The sequence below is a fragment of the Halorhodospira halophila genome (genome assembly GCF_016653405.1).
Taxonomy (GTDB): domain Bacteria; phylum Pseudomonadota; class Gammaproteobacteria; order Nitrococcales; family Halorhodospiraceae; genus Halorhodospira; species Halorhodospira halophila_A.
In genome coordinates, this window is sequence record NZ_NHSN01000018.1 from 152,257 (window position 1) to 166,154 (window position 13,898).

Genomic DNA, 13,898 nt, shown 5'->3' on the forward strand with positions numbered 1-13,898 from the left:
GTCAACGGGTCAGCCAAGCGCGTGCGGTGCGCGCCTCAGCCGCCGAGCATCCTGCGCACCGGGGCAAAGCTGCGCCGGTGCGCGGCGCACGGGCCGAGGCGCTCGAGGGCGTGGCGGTGCTCGGCGGTCCCGTAGCCCTTGTGCCGGGCAAAACCGTATCCCGGGTAGGTCTCCTCGAGCGCCACCATCTCGGCATCACGTAGCGTCTTGGCCAGGATGGATGCCGCCGAGATGCTCGGCTCCAGGGCATCGCCACCGACCACGGCCCGCGCTGGAGCGGGCAAATCCTCCGGCATCTCGCGCCCGTCCACCAGGATTTCGGCGATCCGCGCGGTGCTGGCCACCGACGCCACCGCACGGGACATGGCCAGGAAGGTGGCACGACGGATGTTCAGTGCATCGATCTCGGCGACCTCTGCCCGCCCGACCCCCCAGGCCACGGCCTCGCTGCGGATCAGCCCAGCGGCCTGCTCGCGGCGCCGCGCCGACAGCCGCTTGGAGTCGGTGACACCGGCGATGGGCTCGCGCAGGATGACCGCGGCGGCCACCACCGGCCCGGCCCACGGCCCACGGCCAGCCTCGTCGACACCCACCTGCCACGCGCCGCCGTCGCCGCTCACCGCAGGATCTCCAGAACGGCCTCTGCCGCCCGGGCATCAGCCCCGCGGGCTAGTGAGGCGTGGAGCTCCCGGAAGCGGCGGACCAGCTGTAGCCGGGCCGGGGCCTCATCGAGCCAGTATGCGGCCGCCTCGGCCAGGACCTGCGGCGTGACGTCGCCCTGGAAGTACTCCGGGACCAGGGGCTCGCCGGCAAGCAGATTCGGCTGCGATACCCAAGGGACATGGATCAACCGGCGGATGATCTGATAGCTCAGCGGCGACAGACGGTACGCCACGACCATCGGACGCTTGGCCAGCATGACCTCCAGGGTTGCCGTGCCCGAGGCGGTCAGGGCCACATCCGCCGCAGTCGCCGCGGTCGCCGTGTCGCCGTCCAGCAGCCGCGTGCGCAGGCGGACCTGGTGCCGATCCACGGCCGCCTCGATCCGCTCGCGCAGCCGCGGTGCGGCCACCGGTATGACAAAGTCCGGCGCATCCGGCCGCTCCGCCAGAAGCGCTGCCGCCCCGAGGAAGGGCTCGAGCAGGCGGTCGATCTCGCTGCCACGGCTACCGGGCAGCAGGGCGACCACCGTGGCGTCCGTATCCAGCCCCAGCCTCCGGCGCGCCGCAACGGTATCCGGCTGCAGCGGGAATCGATCAGCAGCCGGATGACCGACGCAGACCGCGTCGACGCCGCTGTCGGCGTAGAACTGCTCCTCGAAGGGATAGAGGGTCAGCATCCGGTCCACCGAGCGCCGGATGCCCCGCACGCGCCCACGACGCCAGGCCCAGATGGTGGGGCTGACGTAGTGGAGCGTGGGGATCCCGGCCGCACGCAGGCGCCGGGCCAGACCGAGGTTAAAATCGGGTAGATCGACGCCGATGAAGCAATCCGGCGGATCCTCCCGCCAGCGCCGGGCCAGATCAGCGCGCAGGCGAAGAAGCCCCGGCAGATGCCGCACGATCTCGGTCAGCCCCATCAGCGAGAGCCGCTCCATGGGTACCAGCGACTCAAGCCCCTGGGCTGCCATCGCCGGCCCACCAACCCCCTCGAAACGCACACCGGGGCACCGGCCCCGAAGCTCGCTCATCAGGCCGGCGCCGAGGACGTCACCGGAGAGTTCACCGGCGAGAATCGCCACCCTGGGACTGGCCATTGGCGGACCCCCCTGCGCCGTCCGACGGCAGTCTAGCGCAACAGACCGCGCTGGCTGCTGTCGATGAAATCGACCATGCCCTGCACGTCCGCGGAGTGGCCGAGCTGCTGGCACAGCGCCTCGCGCGCATCGTCGAGACGCAGCCCCTGTCGGTAGATCATGCGGTAGGCGCGCTTGATATCCCGGATGCGCTCCCGCGAGAAGCCGTGCCGGCGCAGCCCCACCGAGTTGATCCCGTGCGGCACCGCCATCTGTCCGGAGACTGTGACGAACGGCGGTACATCCCGATTGATCCCGCTGCCGAAACCGCAAAAGGCGTAAGGACCGATGCGGCAGAACTGGTGTATTAGCGCGAAGCCGCCCAAGGTGGCGTGATCACCGACATCCACATGCCCGGCCAGCGACGCGGAGTTGGCGAACAGCAGATGGTCGCCCAGCCGGCAGTCGTGGGCAATATGGCAGTACGCCATCAGCCAGTTGTGATCGCCGATGCGGGTCTCGCCCCGCCCCTGCGCTGTGCCGCGGTGGCAGGTGACGAACTCGCGGATGGTATTGCCGTCGCCGATCACCAGTTCCGTGGGCTCGCCCTGATAGCCCTTGTGCTGCGGGGCCTCCCCCAGGGCGGCAAACTGGTAGATGCGGTTATCCCGGCCGATGCGGGTCGGCCCTTGGATGACCGCGTGCGGGCCAATCCAGGTCCCCTCGTCGATCTCCACATCCGGCCCGATCACGCTGAAAGGCCCCACCTCGACGTCCTCGCCGAGGCGGGCCTTGGGGTCGACCAGGGCGTTCGGATGGACTCGACTCAAACCGTACGCACCGTGCAGCGGATCTCACACTCGGCCGCCAACTCGCCATCGACACTTCCGCGTGCCTGGAAGATCCAAATCCCCCGAGCCACACGACGCACCGAGACATCGTGTCGAAGCTGATCACCGGGCTGAACCGGCCGCTTGAAGCGCGCCTTGTCGATCCCCACCAGGTAGAGGACGTCGTTGTCCGTGAGGGTGTCCTGAACACTCTTGAACGCGAGCATGCCACAAGCCTGGGCCAGCGACTCGAGGATGAGCACCCCCGGCATTACGGGCTTTTGCGGGAAATGGCCGACGAAGAACGGCTCATTGATGGTGACATTCTTGATGCTGGCCAGATGCTCGTGGGGCTGGAACTCTAGCACCCGGTCGATGAGCAGCATCGGATACCGGTGCGGCAGCAGGTTCATGATGCCTTCGATATCCGTTGCCCCCTGCGCGTCACTCTCGCTCACGCTCACTCCTCCGTGGTCTGATCCGGTTACTCCCGGCACCGTGCGCCTCGTGCCATCCGCAGGCCGCGGACGACCCCATAAGCGGCAGAGCCTATCACACCGGGCGCTCGGATGAACTCGGCCACCCTCCCCCGGGAGATCACGGATCGACCGGGCGTCCGGGACGGTCCAGGGGGCTGCCGCCTTCTGCATTCGGCCCTGCCCGCTTCGCGACAGCCCTAGAATTCCGTCCCGAGCGAGAACTGGAAGGTCTCGGTCTCGTCGTCCCGCGACTCATTTAAAGGTTCGGCAAGACTGAATGTCAACGGACCGACCGGGGACATCCAGATCAGAGAGATACCCGCCGCAGCCCGGAGTTCGCCGAGATCCACGCGGTCCAGTCCCTCCGGAATGATCTTCTCAGTGTTGGACCCAAAGTCGTAACGATCCAGTCGCGTATTGAAAACCTGCCCGGCGTCGACGAAAGCGGCCATGCGCACCGACTGCGACTCCGGCGTGGGTGGGAAGATCACCTGCGCCTTGGTCAGCACCCGGGCGTTGCCGCCGATCGGATCACCCCCCTCCTCGCGCGGCCCGAGGTAGTTGCCGCGGTAACCGCGGACGGTCCGCACACCGCCGGCGTAGTAGTTCTCGAAGAACGGCAGGCGGTCGGTATCGCCGTAGCCGTCGCCGTAGGAGACCTGCCCCTCCACTGAGAACGTCGTGCGGTCACCGAGCCAGCGCAGCGGCCAGTAGCGCCGGTTCTCGTAGGTGAGCTTGTAGAACTCCAGGTCATCACCGGGGACGGTCCCCTCCAGCGACAGCCGCTGACGCCCGCCAGCGGTGGGGAAGACGCCGCGATCCCGGGTGTCCCGGTTCCACGACAGCCGCGGCTTGATCATAGTGAAGCGATCGTCGCTCTGATCCTCAAGGAAGTTACGGATCCAGCCCGGCGTATCGGAGCGCTTATCGATGCCGATGCGTTCCAGCCGCAGCCGCGCCGCCAGTCGGTCCACCTCGGTGACCGGCACGCTGTACTCCACCGAGGCGTGCCCTGAGGTCAGGTCGTAGTCGGACAGGTCGGCGCGGCGCGCGCGGGTCTCGCGGTAGCCGGCCGACAACGTCTGGGAGACACCCTCCTGGGTGTGGTAGCGGTCGGTGTACGAGACGTTGTAGATCGTCGAAACGCTGGAGTTGTTCACCGTCATGCTCAGCCGGTCGCCGGTGCCGAGCAGGTTGTCCTGAGAGACGGAGAAGTTGACCAGCAGTCCCTGGACATCGCCGTACCCGACGCCGGCCTGCAGCTGCCCGGTCATGCGCTCCTGGACACTGACATCCACGTCCACCCGATCGTCCTCGCCCGGCACCCGGGGGGTCTCGACGTTGACGAAGTCGAAGAAACCGAGCCGGTTGAGCCGGGTCTGGGAGCGCTCCAGGGCCTCGCTGGACAGTGGCGCCCCCTCAAGCTGGCGAAGTTCGCGCCGGATGACCTCGTCCTGGGTGCGCTGATTGCCGGTGATATTGATCCGCCGCACGTAAACCCGCGCCCCGGGGTCCACCACATAGGTCAGATCGACGACCTGTTCGTCCTCGTCGACCCGCGGGCGCACGTTGACGTTGCTGAAGGCGTACCCCTCCTCCGCCAATCGCGAACGAATGGCCGAGGAGCCGGCGTTGACGCGGCTGCGCGAATAGAGTTCGCCGGGCTCGGCCGTGATCAGCTCCCGCAGCTCCTCCGGCGGAACCACCAGATGCCCCTGGACGTCGATACTGCCGATCTCGTACTGCTGACCCTCGGCGACATTGACGGCGATATGGACATCGCGCCGGTCGGGGCTGATGGAGACTTGGGTCGAGGTCACGGCGAAGTTCAGGAAGCCACGATCCAGGTAGTACCCGCGCAGGCTCTCCAAGTCGTTGGCGAGCAGATCACGGGCGTAGCGGTGCCGCTGCGACCACGGCGCCCACCAGCGCCGAGCCTGCTGCTCGAACACGCCGCGCAGCTCGCGGTCGGAATAGGCCTCGTTGCCGGTGAAGTGGATCTCGCGGATCTCGGCAACCGGGCCCTCCTCGATGTCGATCCGGATGGCCACCCGGTTGCGCTCCAGCGGCGAGACGGTGCTCTCCACGGAGACATCGTACTTGCCCTGGGCAAAGTACTGCTGGCGCAGTTCCCGCTCGATCTCCGCCAGCTGCGCACGGTTGAAGACCTGCCCTTCGGCCATCCCCGCGCTGCGCAACGCCTCGCGCAGGTCCTCGGTACGGATCTGCTCGTTGCCCTCGAACTGGAGCCGTGCGATGGACGGCCGCTCCTGCACCCGCACGATCAGGTCATCGCCGTCCCGAGCCAACTCCACGTCGCGGAAGAAGCCGGAGCGGTAGAGTTCACGGATCGCCTCCGCGACCTCGCCGCTGCCCACGCGATCACCGGGCTCGACGGGCAGATAGCTGAAGACCGTGCCTTCGTCAATGCGCTCCAGTCCTTCCACGCGGATCTGCTCGGCGACGAAGGAGTCCGCCCTGGCCGTCGCGACCGTGGCCGCGCCCAGCAGCAGCAGCGCGACAACCGCATTGCGCCCCCAGCGTCGAATCAAAGCGCCCCCTTGTCTACCGTGTGCCGCATCGGGCCGGCTCCTTGTCCGCCTCGTATCGTCGCCGCCGGGCTCAACCACCGAGCAGACGCTCAAAATCGTTGTAGAAGGCCAGTGCCATCAATCCGAGCAGGATGACGATACCCACCTGCTGCCCGATCAACTGCGTCCGTTCCGAGACGGGCTTGCCGCGGATGGCCTCGGTCAGGAAGTAGAGCAGATGGCCACCGTCGAGGATCGGGATGGGCAGCAGGTTGATGATGCCCAGGCTGATGCTGATGACCGCCAGGAAGGTGAGGAACGGCACCACCCCCATGGAGGCGGTATCCCCGGCGAACTGGCCGATGGTCACCGGGCCACCGATATTCTTCAGCGACGCCTCGCCCATGACCATACGCACGAGCATCTTGACGGTCACCACGGTGGTGTCCCAGGTGCGCTCCACGCCGTAGGCGACCCCGGCCACTGGCCCGTGGCGAACCTCCCGTTCCATGCGCTCCTGATACCCCTCGGGGATGGCCGGCCCGACACCGAGCATGCCGACCTCGGCTTCGCCGCGCTCCTGCGCGCCCAGAGTGAGCGTAACCTCGCGGACTTGGCCTTCCCGCTCGTAGGTCAGGGTCACTGGCTCGTTGGCGCGTGGCTCGACCCGTTCAACCAGCTCAAGCCAGGAACCGACCGCCTCGCCGTCGATGGCGCGGATCCGATCCCCCTCGCGCAGGTCCGCCTGCGCTGCCGCCCCCCCCTCGGCGAGACGGCCGATGGTCGCCGGCAGATCCGGCGTGTAGGCGCGCAAGCCAATGGTGCCGAGGATATCGGTGGTGTCCTTGAGCCGGGGCTCGGCGCGCAGATTCAGGGAGCGTTCCAACTCGTTGCCGGCCTCATCGCGTACCGTGACCGGGACATCCTCGCGGTTGAACCCGGCATTCATCAGCCCCATAGCCACCCGCTGCCAGGTGGGGGTATCGCGGCTGTCGATGGCCACGATCTCCTCCCCCCGCTCGAAACCGGCCATCTCGGCCGGTGAATCGGTGATGGGCTCGTCGACGATGGGCCGCATTTCGACCATGCCGAGCACCGCCACCAGCCAGTAGGCCACCACCGCGAACAGGAAGTTGGCCGCGGGCCCCGCGGCGACGATGGCCGTGCGCTGTCCCAGGGGGCGATTGTTGAAGGCGCGGTGGCGCTCGGCGGGATCGACCTCGCCCTCGCGCTCATCGAGCATCTGTACGTAACCGCCGAGAGGGATGGCCGACAGGCAGTACTCGATGCGGTCCGGGCCGCGCCCGCGCCAGCTCAGCAGCGGGCGCCCGAAGCCGACCGAGAAGCGGCGCACGCGGACGTTGCACCAGCGCGCGACGAGGTAGTGACCGGCCTCGTGGACCGTCACCAGGATCGCGATGGCGACCAGGAAGGCGATGATGCTCCAGACGATGGTCATAGTCGAATCAGTCCGCGATGCGCCGCACGGCCTCTTCGGCCTGGCGGCGGGCCCGCGCGTCGATCCCACGGGCCGAATCCAGATCCTGGGGGGGCGGTGGGGTTTCCGCCGCCAGGGCCTCCTCGATCACTGGCGCGATGCGGTCGAAACGGAGACGCCCGTCGAGGAAGGCATCCACCGCAATCTCGTTGGCCGCATTGAGCACGGCACAGGCACCGCCGCCGGTACGCAGCGCCTGATAGGCCAGGCGCAGGCACGGGAAACGGCGCTCGTCCACAGCCTCGAAGTCGAGACGACCCGCCGCAGCCAGGTCGACCAGATCGACGCCGGAGGCGATCCGCTCGGGATAGCCCATGGCGTAAGAGATCGGCACCCGCATGTCCGGCGACCCGACCTGCGCCAGGTAGGAACCGTCACGGTAGCCCACAAGCGCATGCACCAGGCTCTGTCGATGAATGACCACATCGACGCGCCGAGGTTCCAGGTCGAAGAGGTGGCAGGCCTCGATGACCTCCAGGCCCTTGTTCATCATCGTGGCCGAATCCACGGAGATCTTGCGACCCATGGACCAGTTCGGGTGCGCCACAGCCTCCTCCGGCGTGACCGCAGCCAGGGTATCGGGATCGCGATCGCGGAACGGGCCGCCGGAGGCGGTGAGCACGATGCGCTCGACCCCCGCCGTGGCATCTGCACCGGCCGGCAGTCCCTGGAAGACCGCGTTGTGCTCGCTATCCACGGGCACGATCCGGGCTCCGAAACGCTTCGCCGTCGCCATGAACAGCTCCCCGGCGACGACCAGTGTCTCCTTGTTGGCCAGCAGGATCCGCTTGCCGGCGCGGCAGGCCGCCAGCGAAGAGGCCAGACCCGCGGCGCCGACCACCGCCGTCACCACGGCGTCCACGTCGCTATCCGCCGCCAGGGCGGCCACACCCTCCTCGCCGGCATCGACCTCGATGTGCTGCAGCCCCTCGTCCCGGAGGCGATGGCGCAGTTCGTCCGCCGCCGCCGCATCGGCAAGGGCCGCGCGTGCTGGACGGTGCTCGCGGCAGATCCGCAGCAACCCCTCCCAGTCCCGGCCGGCGGCCACCGCGTGGACGCCGAACCGTTCCGGATGCCGGGCCGCGACATCCAGGGTGCTCGTGCCGATGGAGCCGGTGGCCCCGAGTACTGCCAGCTGCATCAGATTCCGCTCTGCCACCACGCTAACCCCGCTGCTAGAACCGGCGCCGCCGCAGTCAGGCTGTCGATGCGATCGAGGATCCCGCCGTGCCCCGGCAGGATGCCGCCGCTGTCTTTCACGCCGCGCTGACGCTTGAGCATGCTCTCGAAAAGATCCCCCACCACCGAGGCAACAACGACCGCCACCGTCAGCAGGGCCAGCGCTCCCAGCCCCGGGGCCTGCGGCTGCAGGGCGAGCACCAGCAGCCCGCCTCCGAGCAGCGCAGCGGCACCCCCACCGAGCGCCCCTTCCCAGCTCTTGCCGGGACTGATCCGCGGTGCCAGCCGGTGGCGGCCCCACGCCCGACCGGTGAAGTAGGCGCCGGTGTCCGCCGCCCAGACCAGCACCAGCAGGAATGTATGCCAGAACGGCCCCCAGGGCGTGCTGCCGTGGAGGTAGACCAACGCCAGCCAGCACGGCCACAGCACCAACCAACCCACCAGGGCAGCCCGCAGGGGCGAAGGCGCCGGGAGGTCACGCCGGCTGTAGAGCAGGAGCCACACCAGGGCCCCGACCCACAGACCGGCCACCACATAAAGAATACCGCCAGCCGCGACACCGGCTTCCAGAAGCAACCACCCCGGCAGCAGGGTGGCGGCGAACCCGCCCACGATGGCCGCCCTACGCGCCGTGTCCTGAACCCCGATCAACGTGGTCCACTCCCAGGCCGCAAGGGCCGCCGTGGCCCCCAGCAGCACGGCGAGCACCCCGGTGGGGAGCAGCCAGATGGCGGCGAGTAATAGGGGGCCCAACGCCAGTGCCGTCAGCACCCGTGCCTTAAGCATGGCGCACCGACTTCAGCGAACGGGAGGATACGGCGCCAAAGCGGCGATCCCGCCCGGCATAGTCCTCGATGGCGCGGGCTAGCTCCTCGGTGCCGAACTCCGGCCAAAGCGTCTCGGCGAAGTGGAGCTCGGTATAGGCCATCTGCCAGAGCAGGAAGTTGGAGATGCGTCGCTCGCCCCCGGTGCGGATGAACAGATCGGGATCGGCCACATCCGGAAGGGACAGCGCGCCGCGGAAGGCCTCCTCGTCGATGGCCTGCGGATCGACCTCTCCGCGAGCCGCCGACGCCGCCAGGTGGCGGGCCGCCTCGGCGATCTCCCAGCGTCCGCCGTAGCTGGTGGCCACGATCAGATTCAGCCCGGTATTCCCGGCGGTCAGCGTCTCGGCGTCGACGAGCCGCCGTTGCAGGGCCTTGTCGAATTGCGCCCGATCGCCTATGAAGCTCAGGCGCACCCCGTTGTCGTGGAGCCGCTGCAGCTCCTCATCGAGCGTGGTCCGGAACAGCTCCATCAGCACGCGGACCTCGCCGCGGGGGCGACGCCAGTTCTCGCTGCTGAAGGCGAAGAGCGTCAGTGCCTCGAGTTCCAGGCGCCCGCACGCCTCGACCACCTCTCGCACCGAGCGCGCGCCAGCCCGGTGGCCGGCGTAGCGCGGCTGCCCACGCCGCTGCGCCCACCGCCCGTTGCCATCCATGACGATGGCGATGTGGCGCGGCAACTCGACACCGGCTAATCGCTCGGCGATCTGCGCTGGCCCGTTCGTCTCCGCCATACGACCCGCTCAGACCTCCATGAGCTCGCGTTCCTTCTCCTCGAGCAGGTCGTCGACTTGCGCCACGTACCGGTCGGTGAGCTTCTGAATGGCCTCTTGGCCGCTGCGCTCCTCGTCCTCGGTGATGTCCTTGCCCTTGGCCAGGTCCTTGAGGTCCGAGTTGGCATCCCGGCGGACGTTGCGGATGGCGACGCGGGCCTGCTCGGCCTCGTTCTTGACCAGGCGGACCATCTCCTTGCGGCGGTCCTCGGTCAGTGAGGGCAGCGGCACCCGGATGACCTGCCCGGCCGTAACCGGACTCAGCCCCAGGTTCGAGGCCATGATCGCCTTCTCGATGGCGGGCACCATGTGCTTTTCGAAGGGCGTAACGGCGAGCGTGCGCGAATCCTCCACGCTGATGTTGGCCGCCTGCTTGATGGGCACCTCCATGCCGTAATACTCGACATTCACCTGATCAAGCAGACTTGTATGGGCGCGCCCGGTGCGCAGCCGAGCCAGGTCGTGCTTGAGGCTCTCGACAGCTTTGGCCATCCGGCGGTCGGCGTCTTCCTGGATATCTTCGATCACGATGATTCCTCCTGGGCGCTGGGCAGGCCCGGGTCGACCACGGTGCCCACCGGCTCGCCACGGGCCGCGGCGACCATGGTACCCGGGCTGGTGATGTCAAAGACCATGATGCGCATCGCTTGATCGCGGCACAGGACGATGGCGGTCGCGTCCATGACCTCCAGGCGCTTGCTCAGCACTTCATCGTAGGTGAGCTGCTGATAGCGTTTCGCCTCGGGGTCGCGGACCGGGTCGGAGCTGTAAACCCCGTCGACCTTGGTTCCCTTGAGCAGTAATTCGGCTCCGACCTCCACGGCGCGCAGACTGGCGGCGGAGTCGGTGGTGAAGAAGGGGTTGCCGGTACCGGCCGCGAAGATCACCACCCGGCCTTTTTCCAGGTGACGCACCGCCCGGCGGCGGATGTAATCCTCGCAGACCTGATTGATCTTGATGGCCGACATGACGCGGCAGAACACGTTCCGCCGCTCCAGAGCGTCCTGGATGGCCAGGGCGTTCATCACGGTGGCCAGCATGCCCATGTGATCGGCGGTGACGCGGTCCATGCCCGATGCGGCCAAACCGGCCCCGCGGAAGATGTTGCCACCCCCGATGACCACCGCCACCTGGACCCCCATGGCGTTGATCTCGGCGAGCTCGTCGGCGATGCGATCGAGCGTGTTGGCGGCGATCCCGTATTGTCCGTCACCCAGCAGCGCCTCGCCGCTGAGCTTGAGCAGTATCCGGCGATAGTGCGGCACCGTCATGACTCCGGCCTTTCGGTGAGCGGGCGCGGTGCCCGGGCACCCCGGGCACCGCCGTTGCTGATAGCGCCGCCCGGGCTCAGGAGTCGCGGACCTGGGCCATCACCTCGTCAGCGAAGCTCTCGTCCTTTTTCTCCTTGCCCTCGCCGACCTCGTAGCGCGCGAAGCGGGTCACTTCCGCGCCCTTGGCCTTGAGCAGGTCCCCGACGGTCTGATCCGGGTCCTTGACGAAGGGCTGACCGAGCAGCGTGATCTCGCTCAGATGCTTATTGAGCCGGCCCTCGACCATCTTTTCGACGATCTCTTCCGGCTTGCCACTCTCGCGGGCCTGCGCCAGCAGTACCTCTTTCTCGGAGGCCAGCTGATCCGACGGCACATCGTCGGGGCTGACGCAAACCGGCGAGGAGGCCGCGATGTGCATGGCCAGGTCGCGGCCGAGCTGCTCGTCGCCCCCGGTGTACTCGACCATCACGCCGATCCGCGCGCCGTGCAGGTACTGAGCCACCTGTTGGTTGCCAGCGTAGCGGATCAAACGACGGACCTCGATGTTCTCGCCGAGCTGCGCGACCATCTCCTGGCGCAGGGTCTCCACCGACTTGCCGTCGACCTCGCTGGCCAGCAGGGCGTCCAGGTCCTCGGCGCCGGAGTCCAGAGCCCGTTGCGCTACGGACTCGGCGAAGGCGCGGAACTCGTCGCCGTTGCCGACGAAGTCGGTCTCGGAGTTGACCTCGACGAGCACGCCGGCCTTGCCGTCATCGGAGCGGGCCGCCACGATGCGGCCTTCGGCCGCGACCCGATCGGCCTTCTTGTCGGCCTTGGCCAGGCCCTTCTTGCGCATCAGCTCTGCGGCGGCCTCCAGGTCCCCGTCGGCCTCCACCAGGGCCTTCTTGCACTCCATCATGCCGGAGCCGGTGCGCTCACGAAGCTGCTTGACCAGATTTGCGGATACGGACATCTCTGTTTGCCCCCCTCAGGATGCGGTGTCGTTGATCTCGACGAAGTCGTCCTTGCCCGAGGCCGCGGCATGACTGGTTGCCTGCTTGGCCTCGAGGACGGCATCGGCGATACCGCTGACATAGAGCTCGATGGCACGGATGGCATCGTCGTTGCCGGGGATGACGTAGTCGACCTCGCGGGGCGAGCAGTTGGTGTCCACCACGCCGATGACCGGGATGCCGAGCTTCTTCGCCTCGGAGATGGCGATGTGCTCATAGCCCACGTCGACGACGAACATGGCGTCGGGAAGGCGCTCCATGTTCTTGATGCCCGAAAGACTGCGATCAAGTTTCTCGCGCTCGCGACTCAGCGCCAGCGCCTCGCGCTTGGTCACCTTGTCGAAGGTGCCGTCCTCCGCCTGGGTCTCCAGGTCCTTGAGGCGGGCGATGGAGTGCTTGACGGTGCGGAAATTGGTCATCATGCCGCCGAGCCAGCGGTGATCGACGTAGGGCATCCCGCAGCGGGCCGCATGCTCGCGGACCAGCTCCCGCGCCGGCCGCTTGGTCCCGACGAAGAGGATCTTGCCACCGTTGCTGGCCAGGCGCCCGGCGAAGTTCAGGGCGTCCTTGTAGAGGGGCAGCGTCTTCTCGAGGTTGATGATATGGATCTTGTTGCGCTCACCGAAGATGAAGGGGCGCATTTTCGGATCCCAGAAGCGGGTCTGGTGCCCGAAGTGCACTCCCGCTTCCAGCATCTGACGCATGGAAACGTCGGCCATGTCGGATCTCCTTGGATCGGGTTGAGCCTCCATACGCCCGCAGACGACGACCCGGTCGCGCACGGCCACCGGGCACCCGGTCGAATGTGACGGCGTATGTGTGGATTCAGTGGTTTTCCCAGTTTGCTGGGCGCACCTTTACGCCGCAGCAGCGCGGTTTATACCACTATCGACAGTCGGTTACAAGAATGAACTGCACGGCCTGCCGATGCTGGGCAACACCCTCCACGGCCGGGCGGCGACACACCGCAGGCGAACTCCACATGTTATGATGAGGCGCATGTCTGTACCCATCAAAACCGCTGAAGAGATCGAGGGCATGCGCCGCGCCGGCCGGATGGCCGCGAGCGTGCTGGACATGATCGCCCCCCGGGTCGAGCCCGGGGTGACAACCGAGTACCTCGACGAGCTCTGTCATCGCTACATCACGGAGGAGCTCGGGGCGACGCCGGCGCCGCTGAACTACCGCGGCTTCCCCAAGGCCACCTGCACCTCGGTCAATCACGTCGTCTGCCACGGCATCCCCGGGCCGAAAAAGCTCAAGAAGGGCGATATCCTCAACATCGACGTGACGGTCATCGACCCCGAGGGCTGGCACGGCGACACCAGCCGCATGTTCTACGTCGGCGAGCCGAGCATCCTGGCCCGACGCCTCGTGGAAACCACCCGCGACTGCCTCTGGCGCGGCATCGAGCAGGTCCGGCCCGGCGCCACTCTGGGGGATATCGGCCACGCCGTGCAGTGCCACGCGGAGGAGCACAACTTCTCGGTCGTGCGAGAGTACTGCGGCCACGGCATCGGGCAGAGCTTCCACGAGGAGCCACAGGTGCTTCACTACGGCCAGCCCGGCACCGGCATGCGCCTCGAGCCCGGTATGACCTTCACCATCGAACCGATGATCAACGCCGGAAAACCGGCCACCAAGCTGCTGCGGGACCAGTGGACGGTGGTGACCAAGGACCGCAGCCTCTCGGCCCAGTGGGAGCACACCCTGCTTGTCACCGAGGCCGGCTACGAGATCCTCACCCCGACACCGGACGGCCGCTGAGTCGCCGTCCCATCGACAG

14 protein-coding genes are annotated in these 13,898 nt (G+C 67.6%); 1 reads left to right on the forward strand and 13 read right to left on the reverse strand.

Annotated features, from left to right (window positions below; all coding sequences use genetic code 11):
- Nucleotides 1-35: 35 nt before the first annotated feature.
- From CCR79_RS07890 to rpsB, 13 genes are all read right to left on the reverse strand, one after another.
- Entirely contained in the window at nt 36-620 is a 585-nt protein-coding gene (locus CCR79_RS07890; RefSeq protein WP_201170575.1) for a ribonuclease HII, read from the reverse strand.
- Nucleotides 617-1,756: a lipid-A-disaccharide synthase gene (gene lpxB / locus CCR79_RS07895; RefSeq protein ID WP_201170576.1), complete on the reverse strand. Its 1,140-nt coding sequence runs from the start codon at nt 1,754-1,756 to the stop codon at nt 617-619. Before lpxB ends, CCR79_RS07890 begins: the two co-directional genes overlap by 4 nt.
- Before the next feature lie 32 nt (nt 1,757-1,788).
- The gene (lpxA, locus tag CCR79_RS07900) at nt 1,789-2,565 is read right to left on the reverse strand and encodes an acyl-ACP--UDP-N-acetylglucosamine O-acyltransferase (protein ID WP_201170577.1); all 777 of its coding nucleotides are present in this window, start codon (nt 2,563-2,565) and stop codon (nt 1,789-1,791) included.
- Nucleotides 2,562-3,023 carry a 3-hydroxyacyl-ACP dehydratase FabZ gene (fabZ, locus tag CCR79_RS07905; RefSeq protein WP_201170578.1) on the reverse strand — a complete coding sequence of 154 codons (462 nt, stop codon included), beginning with the start codon at nt 3,021-3,023 and terminating at the stop codon, nt 2,562-2,564. Before fabZ ends, lpxA begins: the two co-directional genes overlap by 4 nt.
- A gap of 218 nt (nt 3,024-3,241) precedes the next feature.
- Entirely contained in the window at nt 3,242-5,596 is a 2,355-nt protein-coding gene (gene bamA / locus CCR79_RS07910; protein WP_201170579.1) for an outer membrane protein assembly factor BamA, read from the reverse strand.
- A 70-nt stretch (nt 5,597-5,666) separates the two neighbouring features.
- Nucleotides 5,667-7,034: an RIP metalloprotease RseP gene (gene rseP / locus CCR79_RS07915; RefSeq protein WP_201170582.1), complete on the reverse strand. Its 1,368-nt coding sequence runs from the start codon at nt 7,032-7,034 to the stop codon at nt 5,667-5,669.
- A 7-nt stretch (nt 7,035-7,041) separates the two neighbouring features.
- On the reverse strand, nt 7,042-8,214 hold the full coding sequence (locus CCR79_RS07920) for a 1-deoxy-D-xylulose-5-phosphate reductoisomerase (protein ID WP_201170585.1): 1,173 nt from the start codon (nt 8,212-8,214) through the stop codon (nt 7,042-7,044).
- Nucleotides 8,214-9,038, reverse strand: a complete 825-nt coding sequence (locus CCR79_RS07925; RefSeq protein WP_201170588.1) for a phosphatidate cytidylyltransferase — start codon at nt 9,036-9,038, stop codon at nt 8,214-8,216. The genes CCR79_RS07920 and CCR79_RS07925 overlap by 1 nt, the downstream gene beginning before the upstream one ends.
- Nucleotides 9,031-9,810: a polyprenyl diphosphate synthase gene (gene uppS, locus CCR79_RS07930; protein ID WP_201170591.1), complete on the reverse strand. Its 780-nt coding sequence runs from the start codon at nt 9,808-9,810 to the stop codon at nt 9,031-9,033. The genes CCR79_RS07925 and uppS overlap by 8 nt, the downstream gene beginning before the upstream one ends.
- Nucleotides 9,811-9,819: 9 nt before the next feature.
- Nucleotides 9,820-10,377 carry a ribosome recycling factor gene (frr, locus tag CCR79_RS07935; protein WP_201170593.1) on the reverse strand — a complete coding sequence of 186 codons (558 nt, stop codon included), beginning with the start codon at nt 10,375-10,377 and terminating at the stop codon, nt 9,820-9,822.
- On the reverse strand, nt 10,374-11,120 hold the full coding sequence (gene pyrH, locus CCR79_RS07940) for a UMP kinase (RefSeq protein ID WP_201170595.1): 747 nt from the start codon (nt 11,118-11,120) through the stop codon (nt 10,374-10,376). The genes frr and pyrH overlap by 4 nt, the downstream gene beginning before the upstream one ends.
- A 76-nt stretch (nt 11,121-11,196) precedes the next feature.
- Nucleotides 11,197-12,072, reverse strand: coding sequence for a translation elongation factor Ts (gene tsf, locus CCR79_RS07945; protein ID WP_201170596.1), 876 nt, complete (start codon nt 12,070-12,072; stop codon nt 11,197-11,199).
- A gap of 15 nt (nt 12,073-12,087) precedes the next feature.
- Complete coding sequence (gene rpsB / locus CCR79_RS07950) at nt 12,088-12,831, reverse strand: 30S ribosomal protein S2 (RefSeq protein ID WP_201170597.1); 744 nt, start codon at nt 12,829-12,831, stop codon at nt 12,088-12,090.
- Between the two features lie 280 nt (nt 12,832-13,111).
- On the opposite strand from rpsB, the gene map reads away from it, so the two are divergent.
- Entirely contained in the window at nt 13,112-13,879 is a 768-nt protein-coding gene (map, locus tag CCR79_RS07955; RefSeq protein WP_201170598.1) for a type I methionyl aminopeptidase, read from the forward strand.
- Nucleotides 13,880-13,898: the final 19 nt, after the last annotated feature.

Excerpts from the sequence above, each read along its gene's own strand:
- lpxB (WP_201170576.1), bottom strand. The coding sequence starts at position 1,756 with ATGGCCAGTCCCAGGGTGGCGATTCTCGCCGGTGAACTCTCCGGTGAC.
- rseP (WP_201170582.1), bottom strand. The coding sequence starts at position 7,034 with ATGACCATCGTCTGGAGCATCATCGCCTTCCTGGTCGCCATCGCGATC.
- CCR79_RS07920 (WP_201170585.1), bottom strand. The coding sequence starts at position 8,214 with ATGCAGCTGGCAGTACTCGGGGCCACCGGCTCCATCGGCACGAGCACC.
- CCR79_RS07925 (WP_201170588.1), bottom strand. The coding sequence starts at position 9,038 with ATGCTTAAGGCACGGGTGCTGACGGCACTGGCGTTGGGCCCCCTATTA.
- uppS (WP_201170591.1), bottom strand. The coding sequence starts at position 9,810 with ATGGCGGAGACGAACGGGCCAGCGCAGATCGCCGAGCGATTAGCCGGT.
- pyrH (WP_201170595.1), bottom strand. The coding sequence starts at position 11,120 with ATGACGGTGCCGCACTATCGCCGGATACTGCTCAAGCTCAGCGGCGAG.
- tsf (WP_201170596.1), bottom strand. The coding sequence starts at position 12,072 with ATGTCCGTATCCGCAAATCTGGTCAAGCAGCTTCGTGAGCGCACCGGC.
- rpsB (WP_201170597.1), bottom strand. The coding sequence starts at position 12,831 with ATGGCCGACGTTTCCATGCGTCAGATGCTGGAAGCGGGAGTGCACTTC.
- map (WP_201170598.1), top strand. The coding sequence starts at position 13,112 with ATGTCTGTACCCATCAAAACCGCTGAAGAGATCGAGGGCATGCGCCGC.